Source organism: Chitinophaga sp. 22308 (assembly GCF_052045305.1).
GTDB lineage: Bacteria > Bacteroidota > Bacteroidia > Chitinophagales > Chitinophagaceae > Chitinophaga > Chitinophaga varians_A.
In genome coordinates, this window is the sequence record NZ_JBQEOP010000003.1 from 216,977 (window position 1) to 238,663 (window position 21,687).

The window sequence follows — 21,687 nt, forward strand, 5'->3', positions numbered from 1 at the left end:
TAGACGGAGTATCTCTGGCCGGGACGGGACACAAACAGTCATGACTTCTCACATGCAACCAGTAACACTAGTAGAAATAGAAAATCGGAAATGATAAATCGTCTAAAGGGTGGTAAAGGTCATGAACGGGGTAAAAACAGCAATTCGATCTTGGTCAGTTTAATTGCGATTGTGACCAAATATAAAAAGGCCGGTTCAATTAATAAAAAAAATCTACGTTAAAAAAATCCGTAACAGGCTGAAAATAAATAATATGTAAATATTATTTATATCATATTTTTTAAATAATCGTATTGGATAACGTATAAAACAAGAAGCCTCTGCCATATAATGGGCAGAGGCTTCTTTATAAAAAGGATTAAGTGCTTGATTAGATGAACCGTGGTTTCAGTTCATTAGCCAGGGTGATCATTTTTTTGATACCATCTTCAGGCAGGTTGCCTTTTTTGAACTCATTCAGTACGTCAGCAAGACGGACCTGCATTTCGTTCAGGAAGGCTTCTTCAAACGCACGTACCTGTTTAACAGGAACATCGCGCAGCAGGCCGTTGGTACCCAGGTAGATCATCGCTACTTGTTTTTCAACTGGCAGCGGGCTGAACTGAGCTTGTTTCAGGATTTCCACGTTACGGGCACCTTTGTCGATAACTGCTTTGGTAGCAGCATCCAGGTCACCACCGAATTTGGAGAAGGCCTCCATTTCGCGGTATTGTGCCTGGTCGAGTTTCAGGGTACCGGATACTTTCTTCATGGATTTGATCTGTGCGTTACCACCCACACGGCTTACAGAGATACCTACGTTGATCGCAGGGCGTACACCGGCGTTGAACAGGTTACCTTCCAGGAAGATCTGGCCATCGGTGATGGAGATTACGTTGGTAGGGATATACGCAGATACGTCAGATGCCTGTGTTTCGATGATCGGCAATGCAGTGAGGGAACCACCACCTTTTACCAGGTGTTTGATAGACTCAGGCAGGTCGTTCATGTTTTTAGCGATCTCATCATTGTTGATGATTTTCGCTGCACGTTCCAGCAGACGGCTGTGCAGGTAGAATACGTCACCAGGATAAGCCTCACGGCCTGGAGGACGTTTCAGCAGCAGGGACACCTCACGGTAAGCAACGGCCTGTTTGGACAGGTCATCGTACACGATCAGGGCAGGACGGCCGCTGTCACGGAAGAACTCACCGATAGCAGCACCGGCGAACGGAGCGTAGAACTGCAGCGGAGCAGGCTCAGATGCAGAAGCAGCAACGATCACAGTGTAAGCCATGGCACCGGCTTCCTGTAAAGTTTTCATTACACCCGCAACAGTAGATGCTTTCTGACCTACGGCTACGTATATACAGAACACAGGTTTACCTGCGTCATAGAATTCTTTCTGGTTGATGATGGTGTCGATACAGATAGCTGTTTTACCAGTCTGACGGTCACCGATCACCAGCTCACGCTGGCCACGGCCGATAGGAATCATCGCGTCGATCGCTTTGATACCAGTCTGCAGCGGTTCTTTTACCGGCTCACGGAACAATACGCCTGGAGCTTTACGTTCCAGTGGCATTTCGTACAGCTGACCGGAGATAGGGCCTTTACCATCGATAGGTTCGCCCAGTGTATTTACCACACGGCCTACCAGACCTTCGCCCACGTTGATGGAAGCGATTTTACCGGTACGACGCACTTTATCACCTTCTTTGATATCCTGAGACTCACCCATCAATACCACACCTACGTTATCTTCTTCCAGGTTCAATGCAATTGCTTTTACGCCATTGCCAAATTCAACCAGTTCACCATAACGCACATTTCCCAAACCGTAAATGCGGGCGATACCGTCACCCACCGACAATACTGTACCTACCTCTTCGAGATCGGCAGAAGCATTGAAGTTGCTTAACTGCTGGCGTAATATCGCCGAAATTTCATCAGGTTTAATATCAACCATAATTATGCTTTTAAAAAAAGTCGTTAAAAAAGTTAGTATAACGACAACAGCTTTGCGTGTACGCAGCGGCTGCTGTTTTCATTTAGCGTATCGCGGATACGTAAATATTCTGACTGAATTGTTTTTTAATATCGTGCAGGTCGCGTGCTACGGAAGCATCGAACAGCTTGTCGTTGCCTTCGAGTACAAAACCACCGATCAAGTCTGCGTCCACGGCAGTTTCCAGCTGTACCTGCTGCGGTATCTCACTGGCCACTTTCTGACGGATCGTGTCCAGGGTAGCGCTGTCCAGCTCCACCGCTGTCGTGATCTTCACTACACTGATATTTTTAATGATGTTGTACTGGCGGGTGTATTCCACTGCAATTTCAGGCAGGAAAGATTCACGCGCCTTGGTGATCAGCAGGTTGACAAAAGCCAGCGTGGTAGCGCTTACACGGCCATCCAGGATGGCGGCCATGATTTTTTGCTTTTTATCGGCCTTGATGATCGGGCTTCTCAGCAAACTCACCACATCGCGGTTAGACTTCACCAGTTGCTGCAGGAACAGCATGTCGTTCTGCACCGCTTCCAGCTGGCCCTTCTCCTGAACCAGGTCAATCAATGATTTCGCATACCTTGATGCTAAACGGGGATTCTGCATATATGCTTATAACTTTAAGCCGTCAGCCTCCGGCAATCACCGGAGGCCAACAGTTAATATCTTAATTCAGTTTAATTTCTCCGGCCAGTTGTTTCACATAAGATTCCTGTGCTGATTTATCAGACAGTTCTCTTCTCAGCACTTTCTCAGCCACTTCAACCACGAGGCTGCCCACCTGGTTTTTCACATCCGTTAACGCAGCCATTTTCTGGTTTTCGATAGCAGTGTAGGCTTCAGAGATGATTTTTTTAGCTTCCGCCTGTGCCTGCGCTTTCGCTTCACTGATGATCGCGTCTTTCGCCTCTTTTGCTTCTTTCAGAATTTTGCTTCTTTCAGCTTTAGCTTCAGCCAGTACATGCTCATGCTCAGCTTTCATCTGCGCCATTTCTTCTTTTACTCTTTCAGCAGAAGCAATGGAGTCTGCGATAGAGCCTTCCCTTTCTTTCAAAGTAGCGAGGATCGGAGTCCAGGCAAATTTTTTCAGGATCAGGAATACGATGATGAAAATGACGAATGAAATTGCAAACAAACCTAACGCAGGGAGCAACAGATCCATGTTATTTGAATTTTATTATTTTGATATTTAGATATTTAGACATTTACTGATTTCAGCAATCGAGAGATCAATAAATCTCCAAATAATAAAATGCCGAAATGAAAGATTACTGCATCCATTGCCCTGTGCGCCGGATGCAGTAAAAAGTTTGGCTTACAGAACTACCGCCAGCAGACCAGCGATTACACCGAAGAGGGCAACACCCTCAACCAGCGCAGCAGCCAGGATCATGTTCGCACGGATGTCGTTAGCAGCTTCTGGTTGACGAGCGATAGACTCCAGAGCGCTTTTACCAATGTTGCCCACACCGATACCAGCAGCGATAGCAGCGATACCAGCACCAACAGCACCACCAGCTTTAGCTAAACCAGATGCAGCAGCAGCCTGCAATAAAACAGTCAAAAGTGCCATAATGAATATGTATTTGTATTTAAGAAATTACTATTGATTAATGGTGGTCATCATGTCCACCTTCCATGGCCTGGCCAATAAATACAGCTGTCAGGTTGGCAAAAATGAACGCCTGAATAAATGCTACCAGCAGCTCCAGCATCATCATTACAATGTTGAAGACAATGGTCAGCGGCAGGAAGCCGTAACCGGCGGCTTTATTCAGAGAACCAAATATGAACACCAGGGAAATAATACTCAGGATGATAATGTGACCTGCCAGAATGTTGGCGAACAACCTGATCATCAGGGAAACAGGCTTGGTAAACACACCGATCAACTCTACCGGAGCCAGGATAACCTTTACGCCAAAAGGCACCGGAGGGTTAAAGATGTGGCCCCAGAAATGTTTGTTGGTGGCCAGCATAGTGGCTATAAAGCTGATGATGGCCAGTGCGGCAGTCACCGCGATATTACCGGTCACGTTGGCAGAACCAGGCAACAGGCCCAACAGGTTGTTGATCAGGATAAAGAAGAATATGGTCAGTATGAACGGTACATACTTTTCACCTTTTTTACCAGGGATGTTTGGTTTCACCACCTCGTCACGCATGAAGATGATCACCGGCTCTACCAGGCTCTGGAAACCTTTAGGCGCTTTTTTGGAACCACGTACACGGTAAGCCTTAGCTACGTTCAGCATCAATACGATCAGCAGAATGGCTGCGATCAGCATGGAAGTAACGTTCTTTGTCATGGAGAAATCATAGATCGTTTCACTGGTAGGCATATCGTTCGCATCCACTGCGATAACCCTGCCTTCTATGAATTTCGCCGGGTCCAGGCCTTTCTCGTGCAGATAGTGCGCATTTACAATACGGTAACCTTCGTAGGCCTCATGACCATGGTGGAAATGAGAAGCGGAAAATACAGAAAGACCACGCGCAGGGTTATAAATGATAACCGGCAGCGGCACACTGTAATGTGACTCGCCAATGCTGAAAAAATGCCAGTCATAGGCATCCTTAACGTGACCGAGAATTACTTCCTTAGCATCAAATTTTTTGGGTTCTGCCGCTTCTTCACCATGAGCAGGCTGTTCTGTTGCATGCCCCTCTGTTGCATGTTCAGAACCTTCTGCAGGCGCTGCATAGGAAAAATTACCAAAACCGTGAAGGCCTAAAACCATCACAAGTGCTACCACTCTGTGTTTGAACTTATTGAAAGAAATCACCGTTTTCTGAAATTTTGCGCAAAGATAAACGTTTTTATGTCAAAAATTCAGCGACTATGGAAAAAATGATGTGGATAATGTAAATATATTGATACCCAACACGTTAAATCACTGTTGCCACATGCCGCCTCTCAAGAAATGAACATAAAAAATGGCAGATCTTTTAGCGATCTGCCATATATATTTTTTCATCATTTATGCAACATACTTGCAACTGCGTCAAGGCCGCAGCAGATGATATTCTTATACCTTATTGGCGTTGAACTGCATACTGTGCAGCTTGTAATAAAAACCCTCCAGTTTCAGCAACTCCTCATGGGTGCCCATCTCCTTGATCTCTCCCTTGTCCAGCACGATAATTTTATCAGCCTTACTGATGGTAGACAGCCGGTGCGCAATGATCACCGCGGTACGGTCTGCTATCAGCTTGTCAATAGCCTGCTGGATCATCATCTCAGATTCAGTATCTACGGAAGAGGTAGCTTCATCCAGGATCAGAATAGCCGGGTTGTACAACAACGCCCGCACAAAGGAAATCAGCTGACGCTGCCCTAAAGACAAGGTACTGCCGCGCTCCATCACCTGGTAGTCATACCCGCCGGGCAACTGCATAATGAAGTCATGTATCCCGATCAGCCGGGAAGCCTCTTCCACCTGCTCCCGGGTAATGGCCTTGTTATGCAGGGTAATGTTATCGTAAATAGAGCCGGAAAAGAGGAACACGTCCTGCAACACTACCCCTATCCTGCTACGCAGCGCCTCCAGCGAATAAGCCGGCAGCTCAATATCATCGATCTTAATACTGCCTTTCTGAATTTCGTACAAACGGTTCAGGATGCTGATAATGGTGGTCTTGCCGGAACCGGTATGCCCCACGATCGCCACCGTATCGCCCGGATTAGCATGAAAGGTAACATCCTTCAACACATAACGGTCATCTACATAAGCAAAAGACACGTGGTCAAACGTGATAGCGCCTTTCATCTGCTCTCCCTTCTCATGCCCCCTGTCCGGAATGTAATCCTGGTTGTCCAGGATCTTGAACACCCGCTCACTGGCCACCATACCCATTTGAAGGGTATTGAACTTGTCGGCCAGCATACGCAACGGACGGAACAGCATGTTGAGGTACATAATAAAAGCGATCATCACCCCCTGGGTCACTTCATAATTCAACACCTTGTTGGACCCCCACCATACCATCAGTCCCAGCGAGATGGCCAGGATGATTTCCACCACCGGGAAAAACACGGAATACGCAAAAATGGCGTCTATATTCGCCTTGCGGTGCTCCTTGTTGATCTGTTTGAACCGGGCCTGCTCCCGCTTTTCCGAAGTAAAGGCCTGTACTACCACCATACCGGTCAGATGCTCCTGCACAAAGGCATTGAGCGCCGATACGGCGTTGCGCACCCGGTAGAATGATTTATTCACGCTTTCCTTAAAAACATAGGTGGCAAAAATCAATATCGGGAAGGGCGACAGGCTGACCAGCGTCAATCGCCAGTCTTCGATGAACATCACCACCAATATCGCCAGGATGGTCAGCAGATCAGAGACGATGGAAATAATCCCTTCTGAAAACACATCATTGATCGCTTCAATGTCATTTACGGTACGGGTGGTCAGCGTCCCGATCGGCGTTTTATCGAAAAACGCCAGGTTCAGGTGGACGATCTTCTTGTATACCGCTACCCGCAAGTCTTTTACCACAGACTGTCCCAGCCAGTTGGTCAGATAGGAAAAATAAAACCGTACCACCGTTTCTACCGCCAGCAAAGCGATTTGAACAATAGTGACGGTCACCAGCATCTGCAGTAACTGGTTAGCGATATATTTATCAACAGTAACCTGGATCAGATAGGGCCTTAACGGGGAAATCACGGCGAAGATCACCGTCATCACCATAGACAGGTACAATGCCCGTTTGTAAGGCGCCGCAAATGTGAAGATGCGTCGTAGTAAACTGAAATCAAATACTTTCTTTACGGCCAGATTTTCCAATGGAATTACGTTTAAGCTAAACTATATAACAAACCTAGCACAATATCGTAAAAGCGCAAACTGCATAAAAAAACAGGGAGCGCAAAAAATGCTGCGCTCCCTGTTTATATTACGTTCTTCAGGTTTTTATTTCTTCTCGTCTTTCATGATCTGGCGGTAAGCCTTGATGAAGATGGCGCCCAGGTTTTTGTGTGGTGGCACATAATCACTGAACAGTTCGCGGTTGCGGGCGTCCGGTGCAAATTTTTTGGCCAGCTGCGCCCACATCACTACCCAGTCCACATTTTTACCGGCACGTACCACATCTTCCAGGCTGTGGATGATAGGCTCGTTCACAAAACGGGTACCTACCTGTTTGGAAGAAATGATATGTGCTTCGGGAGATTTCTCCAGTACGGTGGCCAGGTTGTGATATCCGCCGCAGGAACCCAGCACCACGATCTTGGCAGAGCTCTGCAGGTTGTCCAGCGTGGTGTTGATATGATAGCTGTGGCCACGGTGGATAAACACTGTCGGATGGATATCGTTCTCATCAAGGTATTCAGACAGCCGCTGGATGGCTTCCTTATCCCCCGGTTCATCTATTGGCAGATTGGCGTAGATGGTGGTAGGCTTGCCTTTCAGCGAAGTAATGGTTACCCAGTATTTGTTTTTCACCGCTCTCCATTCGGAAGACGGGAAGTTGGTCATAAAGCTGGCGTAAGATTCCTGTCCATCTTTGTCGCCATAGAAAAACACCTGCTGGTACACACGGCCGCTATCATTCTGAAGGGTATTGAAACCCACATAGTTGATTGGTGGCAATGACAGTTCAGCCGCGATGTCTGTGGCTTTGGAAGAATCGTTTTCCCCTTTGGCGGACTCTGTTTCAAACAGGCTGGTGAGCAGCTGGTAGATAACAGTGCCTCTTCTGTCGTTATGTTTCTTTACATAAGCCAGGTTCTTTTTCACTTCTGCACGGAGGAAATTGAGCAGTTTCTCATCACGGATGCTGCCAAAGGAGTTGGCCACGTCCACGGCATCTTCCAGGTCTTCGGTTTTCTCCAGGTTCTGCACATATTTCTGCATCAGGTAATTGGAGTTTTCCGGCGCCATGGATTTAAGGAAGTTGTCCAGGGTGTTGAAACCCGCAGCCATCGCGATAAATTTCTTGAAGCGGTCAAAGTTGACCATCATCAATAAACTATCGCCGCGTGGCGGTTTCATACGTACCATCATCTGGTCGTACAAGCCTGCGTTGTTATGATTGGTATAGCTGGAAGTGTACAGTTCTTCCTGGCCGTTGATGATCAGGTAATACAGTTCTTCCGGCGTAAAGTCTTTTACGATGCGGAAGCGTACATTGGCCGGCTCTTCGTGCAGATCGTTTACTTCGCGGATATACAGCAGTGATTTGGCCTGCATGTTTTCCATCATGGCTTTCATACCAAAAGGGTTGCGGCCTTCGGCTTTCATTTTCTGCAGCGCGACCATGGATTTCACCATCTGTTTGTAGTACTGGTAGTCGTTGTCAACGATCTTCTCCAGTTTTTCCACAGAGATGGAACCGTCCATCAGCTGATCAATGAAAGGCAGGATTTTGGTGCTCTGGGGAGATTGGCCGATGCGGACAATCAACTGCACCACGGGGTCCTGGTTTCTTTTGATCACATTGGCCATGGGCGTATAGGAAGTAGCGTAGGTAAGCACCTGGTTGGGGTATTTACGGGCTACTGCGGCAATAATGGAGTCTGTTCCCGGGAAATCCAGATAGGCCTGTAATTTGGGCATGACGGTTTCCAGGTTATTGAACGCGTATTTGGAGAAGACTTCTCCTCTTGCGTCCTTATAACCCTGGTTATCGTGGAAGATTTCGATAATACGTTCAGAACCACCGAAAGAAAGGTTTTTGACATAAGGTGAAATGCTCTTCCCTTTAATGTCCGCCCGCATCATATCGCGGTAAGCGGTGATCATTGCCGGCGCTTCTTCCGGTTCAATGAGGCCGCGGGCCCTTTTCTGGTTGTAGTCTTTCAGCACGGTATACAAACCGGTGAGGTATTTTACCTTGAGACGATGGTCCAGCGAGGAATCTCGTTCTATCTCCATCTGCATGTCGTCCACCTGTTTCATGATGGCGTTGGTGACCTGGAGATTGATGGTCTGGTCTTCAGACACTTTCACGAAATCGTCTGCTTTGCCGTCAAACTTGGAGGCTGCAGCCTGTTCTTTGTCAATATTGTCATGGAGCCCCTGCCTGTTAATCGGTATCTGTATGTGACCGTTTTGCGCATGCACCCAGCTGCTTTGAGAAGCAACGAGCATTAACAGAAGTAGAATTTTTCTCATTGTAGATGTACTTTTCACTTCGACCAGATAGCAAATTTACAACCAAATTATGAGAGCATCACGCTTTTCGTCTCTAATAAATAAGAATCAAAACGATACGGATATCAAAATAGCAGCATATCATACCTGAACAAATTTCTGTGTAACTTGCTGTTTGTCAATGTGAATAAGAGTGGTATTGAATTAACAATTTCATAATGTTAATTTTCCATTAATCACGGTCCCGGCTTTATAATTTTGTGCCGTCTTTTAAAAAGCAAATTTTTATGGTAGACCAAGCGGTTGCAGGAAAAATACTGGTTGTAGACGATGAGTTGGACATACTGGAGATTATCAGCTACAATCTCAAAACGGCGGGTTACGAAACCGTAACAGCCAAAGACGGCAGCGAGGCTATTCAGAAAGCGAAAATATTCCGGCCGGACCTCATTATGCTGGACATCATGATGCCCAACAAAAACGGCATCGACACCTGTCGGGAACTCAGAAAAATCCCTGATTTCAAGGACACCATGGTGCTGTTCCTCACAGCCCTGAACGATGAAAAATCTGAAATTGACGGTTTAAACATGGGCGCCGATGATTATATCGCCAAGCCGATCAAACCTAAATTACTGGTAAGCCGTATCAATGCACTGTTCCGCCGCCTGCACAAAGCAGAAGAAACAACCGTGCAACTGGGCGACCTCATTATAGACCGGGAGAAATTCACTGTTACGTATAAAGGCCAGGAGATCATTCTCGCTAAAAAGGAATTTGAACTGTTGCAACTGCTCGCCTCCAAACCAGGCCGTGTATTCCTTCGCAACGAAATCCTGAACCAGGTATGGGGCACGGAAGTAATCGTAGGTGACCGCACCATCGATGTACATATCCGTAAAATCCGGCAGAAAATAGGCATCGACCTGATCACCACTGTGAAAGGAGTAGGCTATAAATTTGAAATGTAAACAAAGGAAAACCTCCTTCCCCCCTGTTATCACTGACGGAAACCACATTTTCTGCACCAGAACTATTGTTACCTGTTGATGCCTTCCATTGACGGCGAATGGCTTTTTTATGGCGAGAAAGAAATTTAAAGTAATTTCCCATTATTATACTAATTACTCACTTTGGAGTATGTTTAAAGCTAAAAACCTGTCCCCGCAGAAACTGGCGGGATTTACCGCCCTTATCCTGTCGGCCATCATAGCGCTCGGCAGCCTGCTGGTGGATGGTAACTGGCAAGTAATGCTGGGAGCCTTTGTCCTCACCTTCCTGGTGTCTTACTATCTCTATCTGTATACCCTGCAGAATTTCATCTACCGGAAAATCAAACTGATTTATAAGTTTATCTATCAGACAAAAGCTTCTAAAAGAGAAGAATTCTTTCAGAAAAATATCCTTCCGCTGAAAACTATCGAGGAAGTAAGTGAAGACGTGGAAAAATGGGCCAGCCAGAAAAAAGAAGAACTGGACAACCTGCGCCGCAACGAGGCATTCCGCAAAGAGTTCCTGCTCAATCTCTCCCATGAACTGAAAACACCCATCTTCGCAGTACAAGGTTATATTCACACCCTGCTGGACGGCGCACTGGAAGATCCCACGGTGAATAAAATGTTCCTGAAAAACGCCACAAAAAATATTGACCGGCTATGCCGCCTCATCGATGACCTCGATGAAATCTCCAAACTGGAAAGCGGCGAAATGACCATCAACGCCGAGACATTTGTGATCCAGGACCTGGTGAAGGACGTATTCGACACGCTCTCACTGAAAGCCAACACCAAAGGCATCAAATTCAATATCAAAAAAGGTTGTGAAGCGCCCATCCCGGTAGTGGCCGACAAAGAGAAGATCCGCCAGGTGCTGATCAACCTGGTCGACAACTCCATCAAATACGGCAAGCCCGATGGCCATACAGTGGCCAGCATCTACAATATGGACGGCAAACGTGTGCTGGTGGAAATCTCAGACGATGGTATCGGCATGGCGGAAGAACACCTGCCACGCGTGTTTGAACGTTTCTACCGTACTGACCGCGCCCGCAGCCGCGATATCGGTGGCACCGGTCTGGGCCTTGCTATCGTGAAGCACATCGTAGAAGCACACGACCAGTCCATCACAGTACGCAGCAAACCGGAAATCGGCAGTACTTTCGGCTTCACCATGGAAGCCGGCAAAGAATCTATGTTGTAAAAAATACTAAAACCGGTACTGCATCCGGCAGGTAAGCACATTGTCTTTAATGTCTGTAGTATAACCAGACAGGCTGGTACTTTCATTCTCCACCCAGTCATAATACACCATGAACTTCAGGTGTTCGTTGGCGTAATACAGGTATCCGAGTCCCCAGGTATTATAACGGATATCCGCTGCCGTGAGGTTGGAACCAGGGGCGCCAATCTCTTTCCCGCTCACTTCCCTGTTAGGGTCATACCAATCGTATTTTACAACCGCCTGGTGTTTTTCACTGCCCAGGTTCTGGATAAAATACAGGTAGGCGCCGTCGAAATTCCGGATGTACAATGGCAGTTTACGTCCCTGCGCATCCACCGGGATAACGCCCGGTGTCTCGGTAGTGGCGGCCGTAGCCGTCTGAGAGCCGCGAATATATTCTGCCCGGAACTGGGTATATCCTCTCTTAGGTCCGTTAGGGATTCTCAGTTGCACATCGGCGCCATAGTAGTGACGGGGCGCAATCCGGCCTACATTCAGCACATTGGAATCGAGCACAAATGTCTTTTGTCCATTTACAGTACCCATCCGGTAAATGGAAGGGGTAAACTGCTGCATGCCGCCATACAAAACAGACACGCCGCCTGACAGTATCCAATTGTTGCCTTTGAAGCGGTAAGGCTTCCAGGCAATACGGGCGATGAGGTCTTTATGACTGTCGAAGTCTGAGGTGGCTGTAAGTCCCTGCCCGTTGAACAGGCCAACGTCCACTTTCAGGTACCGCAGGGGATGATCTTTACGACGGGGCTCAAAGGAGACCATCGCGCCAAGGTCGCGCTCTGTTTTCATCAGTATCTGCGACATCCGCCCACGCTCCGGTGTTTCACGGTCGGCCGATGACAGGTTCACCTCATATCCGAAAGGCCGCGCAAACATACCGCCCACCAATGAAAAGAGGTTGAACTTCGTGTCAAATACCCTTCCGTAGAAATCGCGGATAAATACGCCACGTTCGCTCCCGTCAAACTGGAATGCGAACTGCACCACCGGCATATCGTCATGGTTGTAACGCTCATAGTCCACCCGGATACGGCCACGGCGCAGGGAAAACCGGTTGTTGACAGCATCGGGGAAATCGCCTCCGGCGTAACTGCTGATACCTTTGGACTGTGCCAGCTGGAACTGAGGCTGGATATATCCGCTAAAGCGCAGTGCATCGTACTTATGGTACATGGAGATCATACCTTTTCCCAGTTCCGTGGTGGTATCAATCATATCCATGAGAAACTGTGCCTTTACGGACGTAAAGGACGTCAACAGTACTGCCATCAGCAGCAAAGATCTGAACAGTCGCATCTGCGCAAAAAATTTGCGCAAAAGTAGGATTTTCAGGGAGATATTTGCAGCGAAGCTATCTGAAGGGGCCTGCCGCATCGCTCCTGCCCGGTTAATCCCTCGTTAATCCGCCCTGATTCCGTTCGAAAACCGGGGCCAAAATCCTAAATTGATGAAGGATTATGTTTCTTATGAAAACGACTACCCGGGAACACTGGGAATGGAAAGTTCAACTAGCCATCGCCTACGCCCACAACAATTCCCTCATAGACATCAGTTTAAAAGCGGTAGCAGACATGCTGTCCGTATCCAAAGACATTTTTTCGCATAAATTCTCGTCGGTCAAGGGCGAGCCATATGCCAGATATGTGAAACGCACCCGCCTGGAGGCCGGTGTAGGCTATCTTCGCCATAGTAACTTTTCCATCTCCGATATCAGCGAATTGTGCCGGTACACCGGCGAATCGTTTGCGAAAGCTATCCGCGGCTGGTTTAACACCAGCCCATCAGAGCTGCGCAACCAAGATTTTATGCCGGCGGAACGGCATACCCTGGAACAGACCAGGATCGCAACTGCCTCCCGGCAAGACTATCCGGAATATTTCAATATGGATAACACGGTCGACTGCAAGTTGCCCGGTTGTACCCTTTACTACAATATCCTGCCCAGTGGCAATGACCCTGTAAAAGGCATGGTGGCCTCCATGGCCCGCTATTCCCGGCAGCTCCGCGACCTGACCACCGAACTGGCCATGGAAGACGCCCGCATCATTACCGGTACGCTGGACGTCGTCCCCGTTACCACCTACGACCGTATGATGATGTACGTAGGTCTCCTGTTGCCCAATACGTCTGCCAACATGATGGCGCACTACCAGCTGGTTACCCGGTACCAGGAGGCTTACCGCCTGGCAAGCAGGCAAATTGATGAAGGACATTATAAAAAACTGAAAGTCCCGCTCAGTTTTGCTGATGCAGGACTTCCCATGTATAAATTCATTAACACCAATTGCCGGCTGGGGCATTTTTACATGCGGACCAACCACTTCTTTATTTCACTGCCAGAACCGGCTGTATCGGAGATTTACATCCCCTGGCAGAAGAGCATTTAGTCATTAAAACTGGAAATAGATCGGAATCATTGGCTGTGTGCTTTTTACCTGCACCAGCAGCCAGATGAAGATAACCATCACGGCTACACTAGCTACCAGCGGCATACGGCCCAACACTCCGGCCATCCTCATTTCCGCCTTCGCAGGCATAAAGTGCAGCACAAAACCCAGCAGCATTACCCAGAATACGGCGGTATAACCTGTGTACAGTTCCATCAGGATACCCGGCTGGAAGTCATACACAATCTGATGTATGAGCGACCAGGCATCATGAAATGTGGAGGCCTTAAAGAATATCCAGCAGAAACAGACGAAGTGGAAGGTCAGCAGGATACCGCCTACTTTCAGCAGGCTGGCCTTCAGGCCAGTTATTTCGGTTTTTCGCTTTTTCTGGCTGTCAATACGCACTTTGTCTATGGCCAGCGCCGCGCCATGCATGCCTCCCCAGAAAATGAAGTTCCAGCTGGCACCATGCCAGAAACCACCGATCAGCATGGTCAATGCCAGGTTGATATACTGACGCACCTTGCCTTTGCGGTTACCGCCCAATGGAATATACAGGTAGTCGCGCAGCCAGCTGGACAGGGAAATGTGCCAGCGGCGCCAGAATTCTGTGATGGAAGCGCTCTGGTAAGGAGAATCGAAGTTAGGCGGGATCTTGAAGCCTGTCCACCGTGCAATACCAATCGCCATATCCGAATATCCGGAGAAATCGCAGTAGATCACTAACGCGTACCCATATACGCCCAGGAGACATTCCAGCCCGGTGTGTTTGCTGGGATCGTCAAAAATATACTGAACAAAGTTCTGATAGATAAAGTCAGAGATCACAATCTTCTTAAACAAACCACCCACGATGAGGGCCATGCCCTTACCGATGTCTTCGCCGTTCAACCGGTATGGCTGATGGATTTGCGGGATAAAATCAGCTGCGCGCACGATAGGGCCCATCATCAACTTAGGGAAGAAGGACAGGAAGAACAGGTAATCCATGAAACGGTTTACCGGCTTGATTTCTCCCCGGTACACATCAATCGTATAGCTGAGGTTCTCAAAGGTATAAAACGAAATACCGATCGGCAGCAGCAGGTGCAACGGCGTGATATGGCCGTTGGTAACGTCATTGATGATGCCGATAAAGAAGTCGGTGTATTTGAAATAGAACAGCAGGCCGATGTTCAGGATGATACTAAATATCAACAGCGACTTTTTGACCTGTTGACTGGTAGTATGATAAATCCATCGCGACAGGTTAAAGTCCACGATGGCCGATAGTACCACCAGGCCTACATAAAAACCGCAGGCTTTGTAGAAGAAATAAAGGGAGAAGATAGTGTATACCCATACCCTGCCTTGCTGACTGCGGCTTACAGCGAGGTAGCACAACAGGAAGACAGCAAAAAAATAGAAGAAGAAGGCACTGTTAAACAGCACCGGGTCTGATGGGTTGTACAGCAGCTGTGCAAGCAGCTTATTAACGTCGATCATCCGAGTTGACTGGGTTTTTCTTTTTTACCTGTAAATATTGATTGTAGGACTGTTGCAGTGCTTCATACAGCAACTGTCCCTGTAACTGGTATCCTTTTGTACTGAAGTGAATGTGGTCCGGTGCCCATCCGCCTGCAAAGCGGCCGGCTTCCGCCTTGTTGACCGCGTTGAAATTCCAGCAGGCGATACCGTGCTGCCTGGCATATCCCGTAATCTGTTGCGTTGCCATGGCAATGTAAGGATTGGGATAATACGAGGTGGTATAGTAGGTACGGTATTTTTTCTTGCTGATTTTTTTCCGGACTGCTTTTTTCACTGCCCTCATACAGTCGGGCGGGGTGGTCAGCAGGATGCTGGCAGCGGGGGCCTGTTCACGTATCAGTTGTACTGTTTTGTCTATCTCTTCGCGGAAGGCCAGCGGGTCAAAGCGGCCGTAGGCTTCGTTGGTTCCCAGGGAGATGATGACCAGCCGGGGGTGGAATACCGCCAGTTGCGCCAGCAGTACGCTGTTAAGGTCATTATACTGCTGATACATAGCGCCATTGATGCCTACACTATGATACAGCACGCCATTACGGCCATTTTGTAACACGGCTCCATAGAAACGGAAAGGCAGGTTGCCCGGATTATCCCAGCGCACCTGGAAGGTCTGGGAAGTCTGGAGAAAGTCGAGGGTCGCCATTTTGATGGTCGGCGTACCTGGAAACGGTGTGCCCGTTACCGTTATCTGTGCCGCATCGGGGCTGGAGATGGTATTGTTGTCAGTAGCAGCGTCATAGAACAGGGTTACTTTCCGGAAGTTGTTGTCCATCATGCCGTCCTGTTTACCGGCAAACGAAAGTGCCGGGGCCTGTACCAGCGTTTGCATGGCGATAGCGCCGGGGCCGAGCACTGGCGGCTTGTAGCGGTCTATCACCCTTTCCATGGTCCAGCGGACGGTGCTGTTCCAGCGGTAATCTTCCGGGCCGTTGGTGCCAGCTACGTTGTAGGGGAAAACATATCCTCTGCCGGCGTAGCCAAACTGCTGTTGCAATAAAGAGGCGGTGGCAAGCGGGAAATAGCCGGCCTGCACATGGGAGTCTCCGAGATGAAGTATGGACACCACATTACTGTCTGCATGATACAGCGATTCAAATGCGCGGTGCAGGGCTGTGTCCTGCTGGATCACGTTAACCTGTGGTTGCGCATAGGTGGCAAATGTGGTGAGCAGCAGTACCAGTACTGCTGCAATACTTTTTCTATGGTTGTTCTCCCTGCCTGTAATCATTCATAATAGCTTTATACAGCAGCGCCCCCACTTTGGCCGCTCCCTGTCGGTTAAGGTGTGTATAATCTTTATTGGCCAATACGGTATCTCCTTCCACCCATTTCACCATGGAACCGGAGCCGCCCATGTTAGCGTAGAGGTTCCAGTATGCAGTACCGTAGGTGGCAGCCAGATCGTGCTGTACTTTCAGTAAGGCTTCCACGCCTGGCGCGGTGATGTAGCGGTCTCCTTTTCTATAGGATTTATCCGCTGTGCCTACAATCAGGAAGGATGTTCCTGGCAAGTCTCTGCGGAGAGAGTCCACCACTTTTTTCATCGGCCTTTCGTACCAGCTGTAGTCTGTCAGTTCGGGGCGAAACAGTACGTTGGCGCCATAATGGAGCACTACGAGATCGTAAGGGCGTTCCTGTTGCATGCGCCGTACCATATCGGCAGACAGGTGGCCCAGTTCCACGCCGCTGATACCTCGGAAGGAGAAGTTGTCCACATAAATGCCGTTGTCTGTTTCAAAACAAACGCCATAGAAAGGAGCAGCTCCGCCGCCGCCATATTTGATGGTGATGCCACCGGCGCCGGTGTCCTGGCGGAAATCGAGCTTGTTCACCTGTGCGTTGCCGGACAGGGAATAAGGCTTGTCATTGATGTTTACGGTTGTTGTTTCGGCCGGGCCATACAGCAGGGACACCTCGTCAAATTTGTCGAGGCGCGGCTTTTTGACCGGTGTATATTTTATCCAGCTGTCGCCTCCCGGGAAGAAGGTGTGGCCGGACAGGCCGAGCACCACATTGGACGGTGGTGAATTTTTGTAGTGATAGTCTTTCCAGTCACGCGAGAAGGTATGCGTGATGGTAGTGCGGTAGCTGGCCACCACGGAGGTGATGGGCACAAACCCTACGCCGGCGCCGCCGAAGAAGGTTTGCAGGCTGTCGCGCAGATCGGAGGTAATAAGATCGCCTTCGATCATGGAATCGCCGAAATAGGCGATACGTACTTTTTTGCGTTTGCCGGATTTCAGTTCCCTGAGTGCTGTCATAAAGCGGTCCAGCCCTGCATTACTGTCGCCTGTTTCTGTGGCGGCGTAATTCAGGATGCCTTTATATGACATAAAATCATAGACTGCGTCCGGGTTAACGACGGCGCCTGTGGTGGGTGTTTTCCCGGCGGCCGCTGCCGTAGAGTCGGCACGAGAACGCTTACTGCCGTCTTTCACAGCAGTAAGCGTTCCTTTATCTTTGTCCGTTCCGGTTGTCCGCAGTTCAGACAACATGTCCAGGCGACGGAATTGAAAATCTTTAAATGAAAAACTAAAGTTGAGCTGGGAGAGTATCACCAGGCACACCAATGATCCTACGATAATAAAAAACGGGTAGGCAGACTTGTTTTCGCCAGACATATTTTCGAGTCAATTAGCACACTCACTGGTCGTCGGTTGCTGGCGGCATGCCTACGGTTAACCAGGAAGAGCTCCGTGCCACGCTGTCCATTCCTTCGTCCAGTTTATATAGTTTGTAACGGTTAATAATGGCAGTTACTCTTTTGATCCATTCATGGCCAGCAGAGGAATAGCCGCTGTGATTCATATGTTTGAGCCACACTGCGAATTCGGGGTTACCTTTCAGTTGGCTGAACCATTTTTTTCTGGCAAGCACTTCCACGAAATGTTCGTAGGAGGCTACGGCAGAAGCATATTGCTTATACCGGGATTTTGTGCCGGGGGCAGTTTTTGACAGATTGTTTTTTCCGACAATGCCAAAGTGGTTGTTGAGCAATTTGGCATTTCTGCTGGTACCTGTGCCGGATTCCAGCATGGCTACCCCAAGGATGACACTGGCTGGAACGCCGGTTTCCTGCATGAGTTCTACAGATACCGGTTTGAACTTCTTCAGATAATTACTCGTGGACTGTTGAGCATACCCAACATTGCTGAGCATCAGCAATAAAAGCACCGCACATACCCATACTGACCGTTTGATGTAGGTTGTTACCTTTCTCATAGGAGTATTCTTTGTAACAGGTGAAAGATTGTTGTTTGTTTTCAGCATCATTACTTACCTCACATATCTACGATGATCACAATCACACCGCAATATTACTTTAAAAAATTAAATAATACGTTCTTTCTTCTACTAACCTTATCTTCGTCGTTAATTTCTTGTTAAAAAAATGTTCCTCTATATTAGCATCAATCCCCTTTGATGCGGCAAAAGCGCCATATCAAAGGGGATTTTTTCGCTTGAAGTTCCCTATTGTGCAAAGATTGTGCCGGCAATCCTATTTTACCAGGCTGATCTTTAATTCATCAAGCTGGGCTTGACTTATCTCGGCCGGAGCGTCCATCATGACATCACGTCCGTGATTGTTTTTCGGGAAGGCGATGAAGTCACGGATGCTTTCACTGCCGCCCAAAAGCGAGCACAAGCGATCAAATCCGAAAGCGATACCACCATGGGGCGGCGCGCCATATTCAAAAGCTCCCAGCAGGAAGCCAAATTTGCGTTCTGCTTCTTCAGGTGACATTCCCAGCGCAGCGAACATCTTCTGTTGCAGATCGCGCTGGAAAATACGGATAGAGCCTCCTCCTACTTCAGTGCCATTCAATACAATGTCATATGCGTTTGCCTTGATGTTAGCATATTGTGACATATCGTCCATCAGGGCAATCTGTTCCGGTTTCGGAGCGGTGAACGGATGGTGACGGGCCACCCAGCGATTTTCTTCTTCCGCGTATTCAAACAGCGGGAAGTCTATCACCCACAACGGTTTATATACGTTTTTATTGCGGAAGCCCAGGCGCTCGCCCATTTCCAGGCGCAGCTCGCTCATTGCCTTGCGGGTACGCTCTTCCCTGCCGGCCAGCACCAGGATAAGGTCTCCGGGTTTTGCCTGACATTTTTGCGCCCACAGTTGCAGTTGCTGTTCATCGAAAAACTTGTCAACCGAGCTCTTCAGGGTACCGTCTGTATTATATTTAACATAGATGAGGCCGCTCATGCCGATCTGAGGTCTTTTCACCCATTCTGTCAGTTCATCGAGCTGTTTACGGGTATATTCGGAGCAACCAGGCGCTGCAATAGCCACCACCAGTTCTGCTTCATCGAATACTTTAAAGCCCTTCTGTTTTACGGTATCGTTGAGGTTAGCCAGCTTCATCTCGAAGCGGATATCTGGTTTATCATTGCCATAATATTCCATGGCGTCGTCCCATGTCATACGGGGAAAATCACCTTCCAGTTCAATGCCTTTCACTTCTTTGAAGATATATTTGGTCATACCTTCAAAAATGTTCAGCACATCTTCCTGTTCTACAAAGCTCATTTCACAGTCGATCTGGGTAAATTCCGGCTGGCGGTCTGCCCGGAGGTCTTCATCGCGGAAACATTTTACGATCTGGTAGTACCGATCATAACCACTCACCATCAACAATTGTTTAAAAGTCTGCGGTGATTGAGGCAAACCGTAGAACTGGTTAGGGTTCATACGGCTGGGCACCACGAAGTCGCGGGCGCCTTCCGGTGTGGAATTAATCAGGAAAGGCGTTTCGATATCGATGAAGTTCCTGGTATGCAGATAGTTGCGCGCAGCACGGCCTACTGCATAACGCAGTTCGAGATTTTGTTTTACCGCATTGCGGCGGAGATCGAGATAGCGGAATTTCATACGCAGCTCATCTCCCCCGTCAGTATCGTCAGTGATCGTGAAAGGCGGTGTTTTGGCCGCATTCAGGATTTTATATTCGCTCACCGTGATTTCGATATCGCCGGTGGGGATATTTTTATTTTTGCTGGTACGCTCTGTCACTGTACCAGTGATCTGTACAACGAACTCACGGCCCAATGGCTGTGCATCCAGTTTATCATTCAGGCTTTCGTTGAATAACAGCTGAGTGATACCATAACGGTCCCGCAGATCAAAAAAGTTGATGCTGCCAAATTTTCTGACTGTTTGTATCCATCCGGCCAGCGTCACCTCCTGGCCTACCTGCTCCATTCTTAACTCCCCGCAAGTGTGCGTCCTGTACATGCGTAAAAAATTGATTTTAAATGTTTTATGGTTGAACCTCCGGATGTGCTGCCAGCTGTTCCGAGACCACTGTCCAGTTGCTCAGCCATTCCTGTAAGGGGGGCAAAGATACGGCATGATACGGGCATTTCACCCCCTGCCGGTGTTAAAATATCTGTTTATGTCTACTTCCGGCATCAGCAGGGCATTTCCAGCCAATACTTCCGCGAAATGCGCCGCCATAAAGGGTGCCAGCGAACAACCCTTGGTACCCAGGCCGTTAAAGACGCCTACAGCGGGCATCTCCGGATGCAGCCCTATCATAGGCCGGCGGTCATTGCCGGAAGGGCGTACCGCCGCCTGTTGATACTCTATGCTATAAGGCACTTTCAGCAGTTGCTGCAGGCTCCTTTCCAGCACCTCGCGCTGTTTGCCGGTAGGCAGATCATCCACATAATCCCACACAAAGGAAGATCCCGCCCAGAACAATTCCGGCCCGTACGGGACCAATGTGATGCTTTTTTTGATGATATCTTCTGTATGCAGACCGGGAATCCGCACCCACAGCACTTCTCCCTTGTTGGGCAGAAATGTCAGCCGGTCAAACCACGGATTCCGGGCCGTTGCCACGCCATCACAGAAAATGATTTTCTGCGCGGCGATATCCCCGTAACGTACGCCCGTTGGCGTTACCTCCAGCTCAGACAGGTCCAGGTGCGCTTCCTGCAAAGCACCCATATTGTTCAGAAACTGCCGCCAGGCAGGCAGCAACACCCGCAGGTTCACGGTCGCCCCTTTCACAATGGCCGCTCCGTAAGGCTGGTCCAGTATATCTTCATACTCCGGCTTACCAGGCAACGCTGTATAGGGGCCGCCGGCAGCCTTCTTCATAAAGGCATCATATAACTGCTGCGATGGAAACACATTCCAGAGACGGCGCTCTGTCAACACCTGCACCTGCAACAGTTCCGACATCTTATGGTAACTGTCGCGGGCAAACGGGTAAATGGTGTCATACATCCATGCCGGCTCAAACCTCCGTCCCGACACCGGGTTAATAATACCCGCCGCCACCCGTGACGCGCTGTTGGATTTTGCATCATCGACCACCAGCACCTTTTTGCCGGCCTGCCATAAAGACCAGCTCAACATGGTACCGGCAATCCCCTGTCCTACTATAATATAATCTACGCTTGTCATACTGTTCCTCTAAACGCCTAAAAGTA

Annotated in this window: 17 protein-coding genes; 3 read left to right on the forward strand and 14 right to left on the reverse strand. The window is 48.7% G+C overall.

All coding sequences use genetic code 11. The features are described 5' to 3' along the window. Positions 1-370: 370 nt before the first annotated feature. From atpA to ACTJJS_RS12620, 7 genes are all read right to left on the reverse strand, one after another. Complete coding sequence (gene atpA, locus ACTJJS_RS12590; RefSeq protein WP_168871314.1) at positions 371-1,948, reverse strand: F0F1 ATP synthase subunit alpha; 1,578 nt, start codon at positions 1,946-1,948, stop codon at positions 371-373. Between the two features lie 82 nt (positions 1,949-2,030). Further along, positions 2,031-2,591 carry an ATP synthase F1 subunit delta gene (gene atpH, locus ACTJJS_RS12595; protein WP_440663929.1) on the reverse strand — a complete coding sequence of 187 codons (561 nt, stop codon included), beginning with the start codon at positions 2,589-2,591 and terminating at the stop codon, positions 2,031-2,033. Positions 2,592-2,652: 61 nt separating this feature from the next. Continuing rightward, positions 2,653-3,147 (reverse strand): F0F1 ATP synthase subunit B, encoded by a 495-nt coding sequence (gene atpF / locus ACTJJS_RS12600; RefSeq protein ID WP_168871312.1) that lies wholly within the window; start codon positions 3,145-3,147, stop codon positions 2,653-2,655. Between the two features lie 153 nt (positions 3,148-3,300). Beyond that, positions 3,301-3,558 (reverse strand): ATP synthase F0 subunit C, encoded by a 258-nt coding sequence (atpE, locus tag ACTJJS_RS12605; protein ID WP_078670146.1) that lies wholly within the window; start codon positions 3,556-3,558, stop codon positions 3,301-3,303. A gap of 37 nt (positions 3,559-3,595) precedes the next feature. Beyond that, a complete protein-coding gene (atpB, locus tag ACTJJS_RS12610) occupies positions 3,596-4,771 on the reverse strand; it encodes a F0F1 ATP synthase subunit A (RefSeq protein WP_440663930.1) in 1,176 nt (391 codons plus the stop codon). 243 nt (positions 4,772-5,014) lie between these two features. Then, positions 5,015-6,775, reverse strand: a complete 1,761-nt coding sequence (locus ACTJJS_RS12615; RefSeq protein WP_168871310.1) for an ABC transporter ATP-binding protein — start codon at positions 6,773-6,775, stop codon at positions 5,015-5,017. 126 nt (positions 6,776-6,901) lie between these two features. Beyond that, positions 6,902-9,103: a hypothetical protein gene (locus ACTJJS_RS12620; RefSeq protein WP_168871309.1), complete on the reverse strand. Its 2,202-nt coding sequence runs from the start codon at positions 9,101-9,103 to the stop codon at positions 6,902-6,904. A gap of 266 nt (positions 9,104-9,369) precedes the next feature. Between ACTJJS_RS12620 and ACTJJS_RS12625 the strand changes: the two genes are divergently transcribed. Together ACTJJS_RS12625 and ACTJJS_RS12630 are read left to right on the forward strand one after the other, a co-directional pair. Further along, positions 9,370-10,053 (forward strand): response regulator transcription factor, encoded by a 684-nt coding sequence (locus tag ACTJJS_RS12625; RefSeq protein WP_168807594.1) that lies wholly within the window; start codon positions 9,370-9,372, stop codon positions 10,051-10,053. A gap of 169 nt (positions 10,054-10,222) precedes the next feature. Beyond that, positions 10,223-11,281 (forward strand): sensor histidine kinase, encoded by a 1,059-nt coding sequence (locus tag ACTJJS_RS12630; protein WP_168871308.1) that lies wholly within the window; start codon positions 10,223-10,225, stop codon positions 11,279-11,281. A gap of 6 nt (positions 11,282-11,287) precedes the next feature. Here ACTJJS_RS12630 and ACTJJS_RS12635 read toward each other — a convergent pair whose 3' ends face one another. Continuing rightward, positions 11,288-12,616: a porin gene (locus tag ACTJJS_RS12635; RefSeq protein ID WP_440663931.1), complete on the reverse strand. Its 1,329-nt coding sequence runs from the start codon at positions 12,614-12,616 to the stop codon at positions 11,288-11,290. Between the two features lie 170 nt (positions 12,617-12,786). Between ACTJJS_RS12635 and ACTJJS_RS12640 the strand changes: the two genes are divergently transcribed. Then, complete coding sequence (locus ACTJJS_RS12640; RefSeq protein WP_440663932.1) at positions 12,787-13,707, forward strand: helix-turn-helix transcriptional regulator; 921 nt, start codon at positions 12,787-12,789, stop codon at positions 13,705-13,707. Positions 13,708-13,710: 3 nt separating this feature from the next. On the opposite strand, the gene ACTJJS_RS12645 is transcribed toward ACTJJS_RS12640, so the two are convergent. The 6 genes from ACTJJS_RS12645 to ACTJJS_RS12670 form a co-directional block, all read right to left on the reverse strand. Then, entirely contained in the window at positions 13,711-15,195 is a 1,485-nt protein-coding gene (locus ACTJJS_RS12645; protein WP_440663933.1) for an MBOAT family O-acyltransferase, read from the reverse strand. Next, positions 15,182-16,462 (reverse strand): GDSL-type esterase/lipase family protein, encoded by a 1,281-nt coding sequence (locus ACTJJS_RS12650; RefSeq protein WP_440663934.1) that lies wholly within the window; start codon positions 16,460-16,462, stop codon positions 15,182-15,184. Before ACTJJS_RS12650 ends, ACTJJS_RS12645 begins: the two co-directional genes overlap by 14 nt. After that, positions 16,434-17,855: a GDSL-type esterase/lipase family protein gene (locus ACTJJS_RS12655; RefSeq protein ID WP_440663935.1), complete on the reverse strand. Its 1,422-nt coding sequence runs from the start codon at positions 17,853-17,855 to the stop codon at positions 16,434-16,436. Before ACTJJS_RS12655 ends, ACTJJS_RS12650 begins: the two co-directional genes overlap by 29 nt. 22 nt (positions 17,856-17,877) lie before the next feature. Further along, positions 17,878-18,456, reverse strand: a complete 579-nt coding sequence (locus ACTJJS_RS12660; protein WP_168871303.1) for a glucosaminidase domain-containing protein — start codon at positions 18,454-18,456, stop codon at positions 17,878-17,880. A 277-nt stretch (positions 18,457-18,733) separates the two neighbouring features. Further along, on the reverse strand, positions 18,734-20,482 hold the full coding sequence (aspS, locus tag ACTJJS_RS12665) for an aspartate--tRNA ligase (RefSeq protein ID WP_440663936.1): 1,749 nt from the start codon (positions 20,480-20,482) through the stop codon (positions 18,734-18,736). A gap of 129 nt (positions 20,483-20,611) precedes the next feature. Continuing rightward, positions 20,612-21,661 (reverse strand): NAD(P)/FAD-dependent oxidoreductase, encoded by a 1,050-nt coding sequence (locus tag ACTJJS_RS12670; RefSeq protein ID WP_440663937.1) that lies wholly within the window; start codon positions 21,659-21,661, stop codon positions 20,612-20,614. Positions 21,662-21,687 lie beyond the last annotated feature (26 nt).

Bases quoted from the DNA above. Each gene is read 5' to 3' on its own strand.
- ACTJJS_RS12640 (WP_440663932.1), top strand. From the start codon at position 12,787: ATGAAAACGACTACCCGGGAACACTGGGAATGGAAAGTTCAACTAGCC.
- atpE (WP_078670146.1), bottom strand. From the start codon at position 3,558: ATGGCACTTTTGACTGTTTTATTGCAGGCTGCTGCTGCATCTGGTTTA.
- atpA (WP_168871314.1), bottom strand. From the start codon at position 1,948: ATGGTTGATATTAAACCTGATGAAATTTCGGCGATATTACGCCAGCAG.
- ACTJJS_RS12650 (WP_440663934.1), bottom strand. From the start codon at position 16,462: ATGATTACAGGCAGGGAGAACAACCATAGAAAAAGTATTGCAGCAGTA.
- ACTJJS_RS12655 (WP_440663935.1), bottom strand. From the start codon at position 17,855: ATGTCTGGCGAAAACAAGTCTGCCTACCCGTTTTTTATTATCGTAGGA.
- ACTJJS_RS12645 (WP_440663933.1), bottom strand. From the start codon at position 15,195: ATGATCGACGTTAATAAGCTGCTTGCACAGCTGCTGTACAACCCATCA.
- ACTJJS_RS12660 (WP_168871303.1), bottom strand. From the start codon at position 18,456: ATGAGAAAGGTAACAACCTACATCAAACGGTCAGTATGGGTATGTGCG.
- ACTJJS_RS12635 (WP_440663931.1), bottom strand. From the start codon at position 12,616: ATGCGACTGTTCAGATCTTTGCTGCTGATGGCAGTACTGTTGACGTCC.
- ACTJJS_RS12630 (WP_168871308.1), top strand. From the start codon at position 10,223: ATGTTTAAAGCTAAAAACCTGTCCCCGCAGAAACTGGCGGGATTTACC.
- atpH (WP_440663929.1), bottom strand. From the start codon at position 2,591: ATGCAGAATCCCCGTTTAGCATCAAGGTATGCGAAATCATTGATTGAC.
- ACTJJS_RS12625 (WP_168807594.1), top strand. From the start codon at position 9,370: ATGGTAGACCAAGCGGTTGCAGGAAAAATACTGGTTGTAGACGATGAG.
- aspS (WP_440663936.1), bottom strand. From the start codon at position 20,482: ATGTACAGGACGCACACTTGCGGGGAGTTAAGAATGGAGCAGGTAGGC.
- atpF (WP_168871312.1), bottom strand. From the start codon at position 3,147: ATGGATCTGTTGCTCCCTGCGTTAGGTTTGTTTGCAATTTCATTCGTC.
- ACTJJS_RS12620 (WP_168871309.1), bottom strand. From the start codon at position 9,103: ATGAGAAAAATTCTACTTCTGTTAATGCTCGTTGCTTCTCAAAGCAGC.
- ACTJJS_RS12670 (WP_440663937.1), bottom strand. From the start codon at position 21,661: ATGACAAGCGTAGATTATATTATAGTAGGACAGGGGATTGCCGGTACC.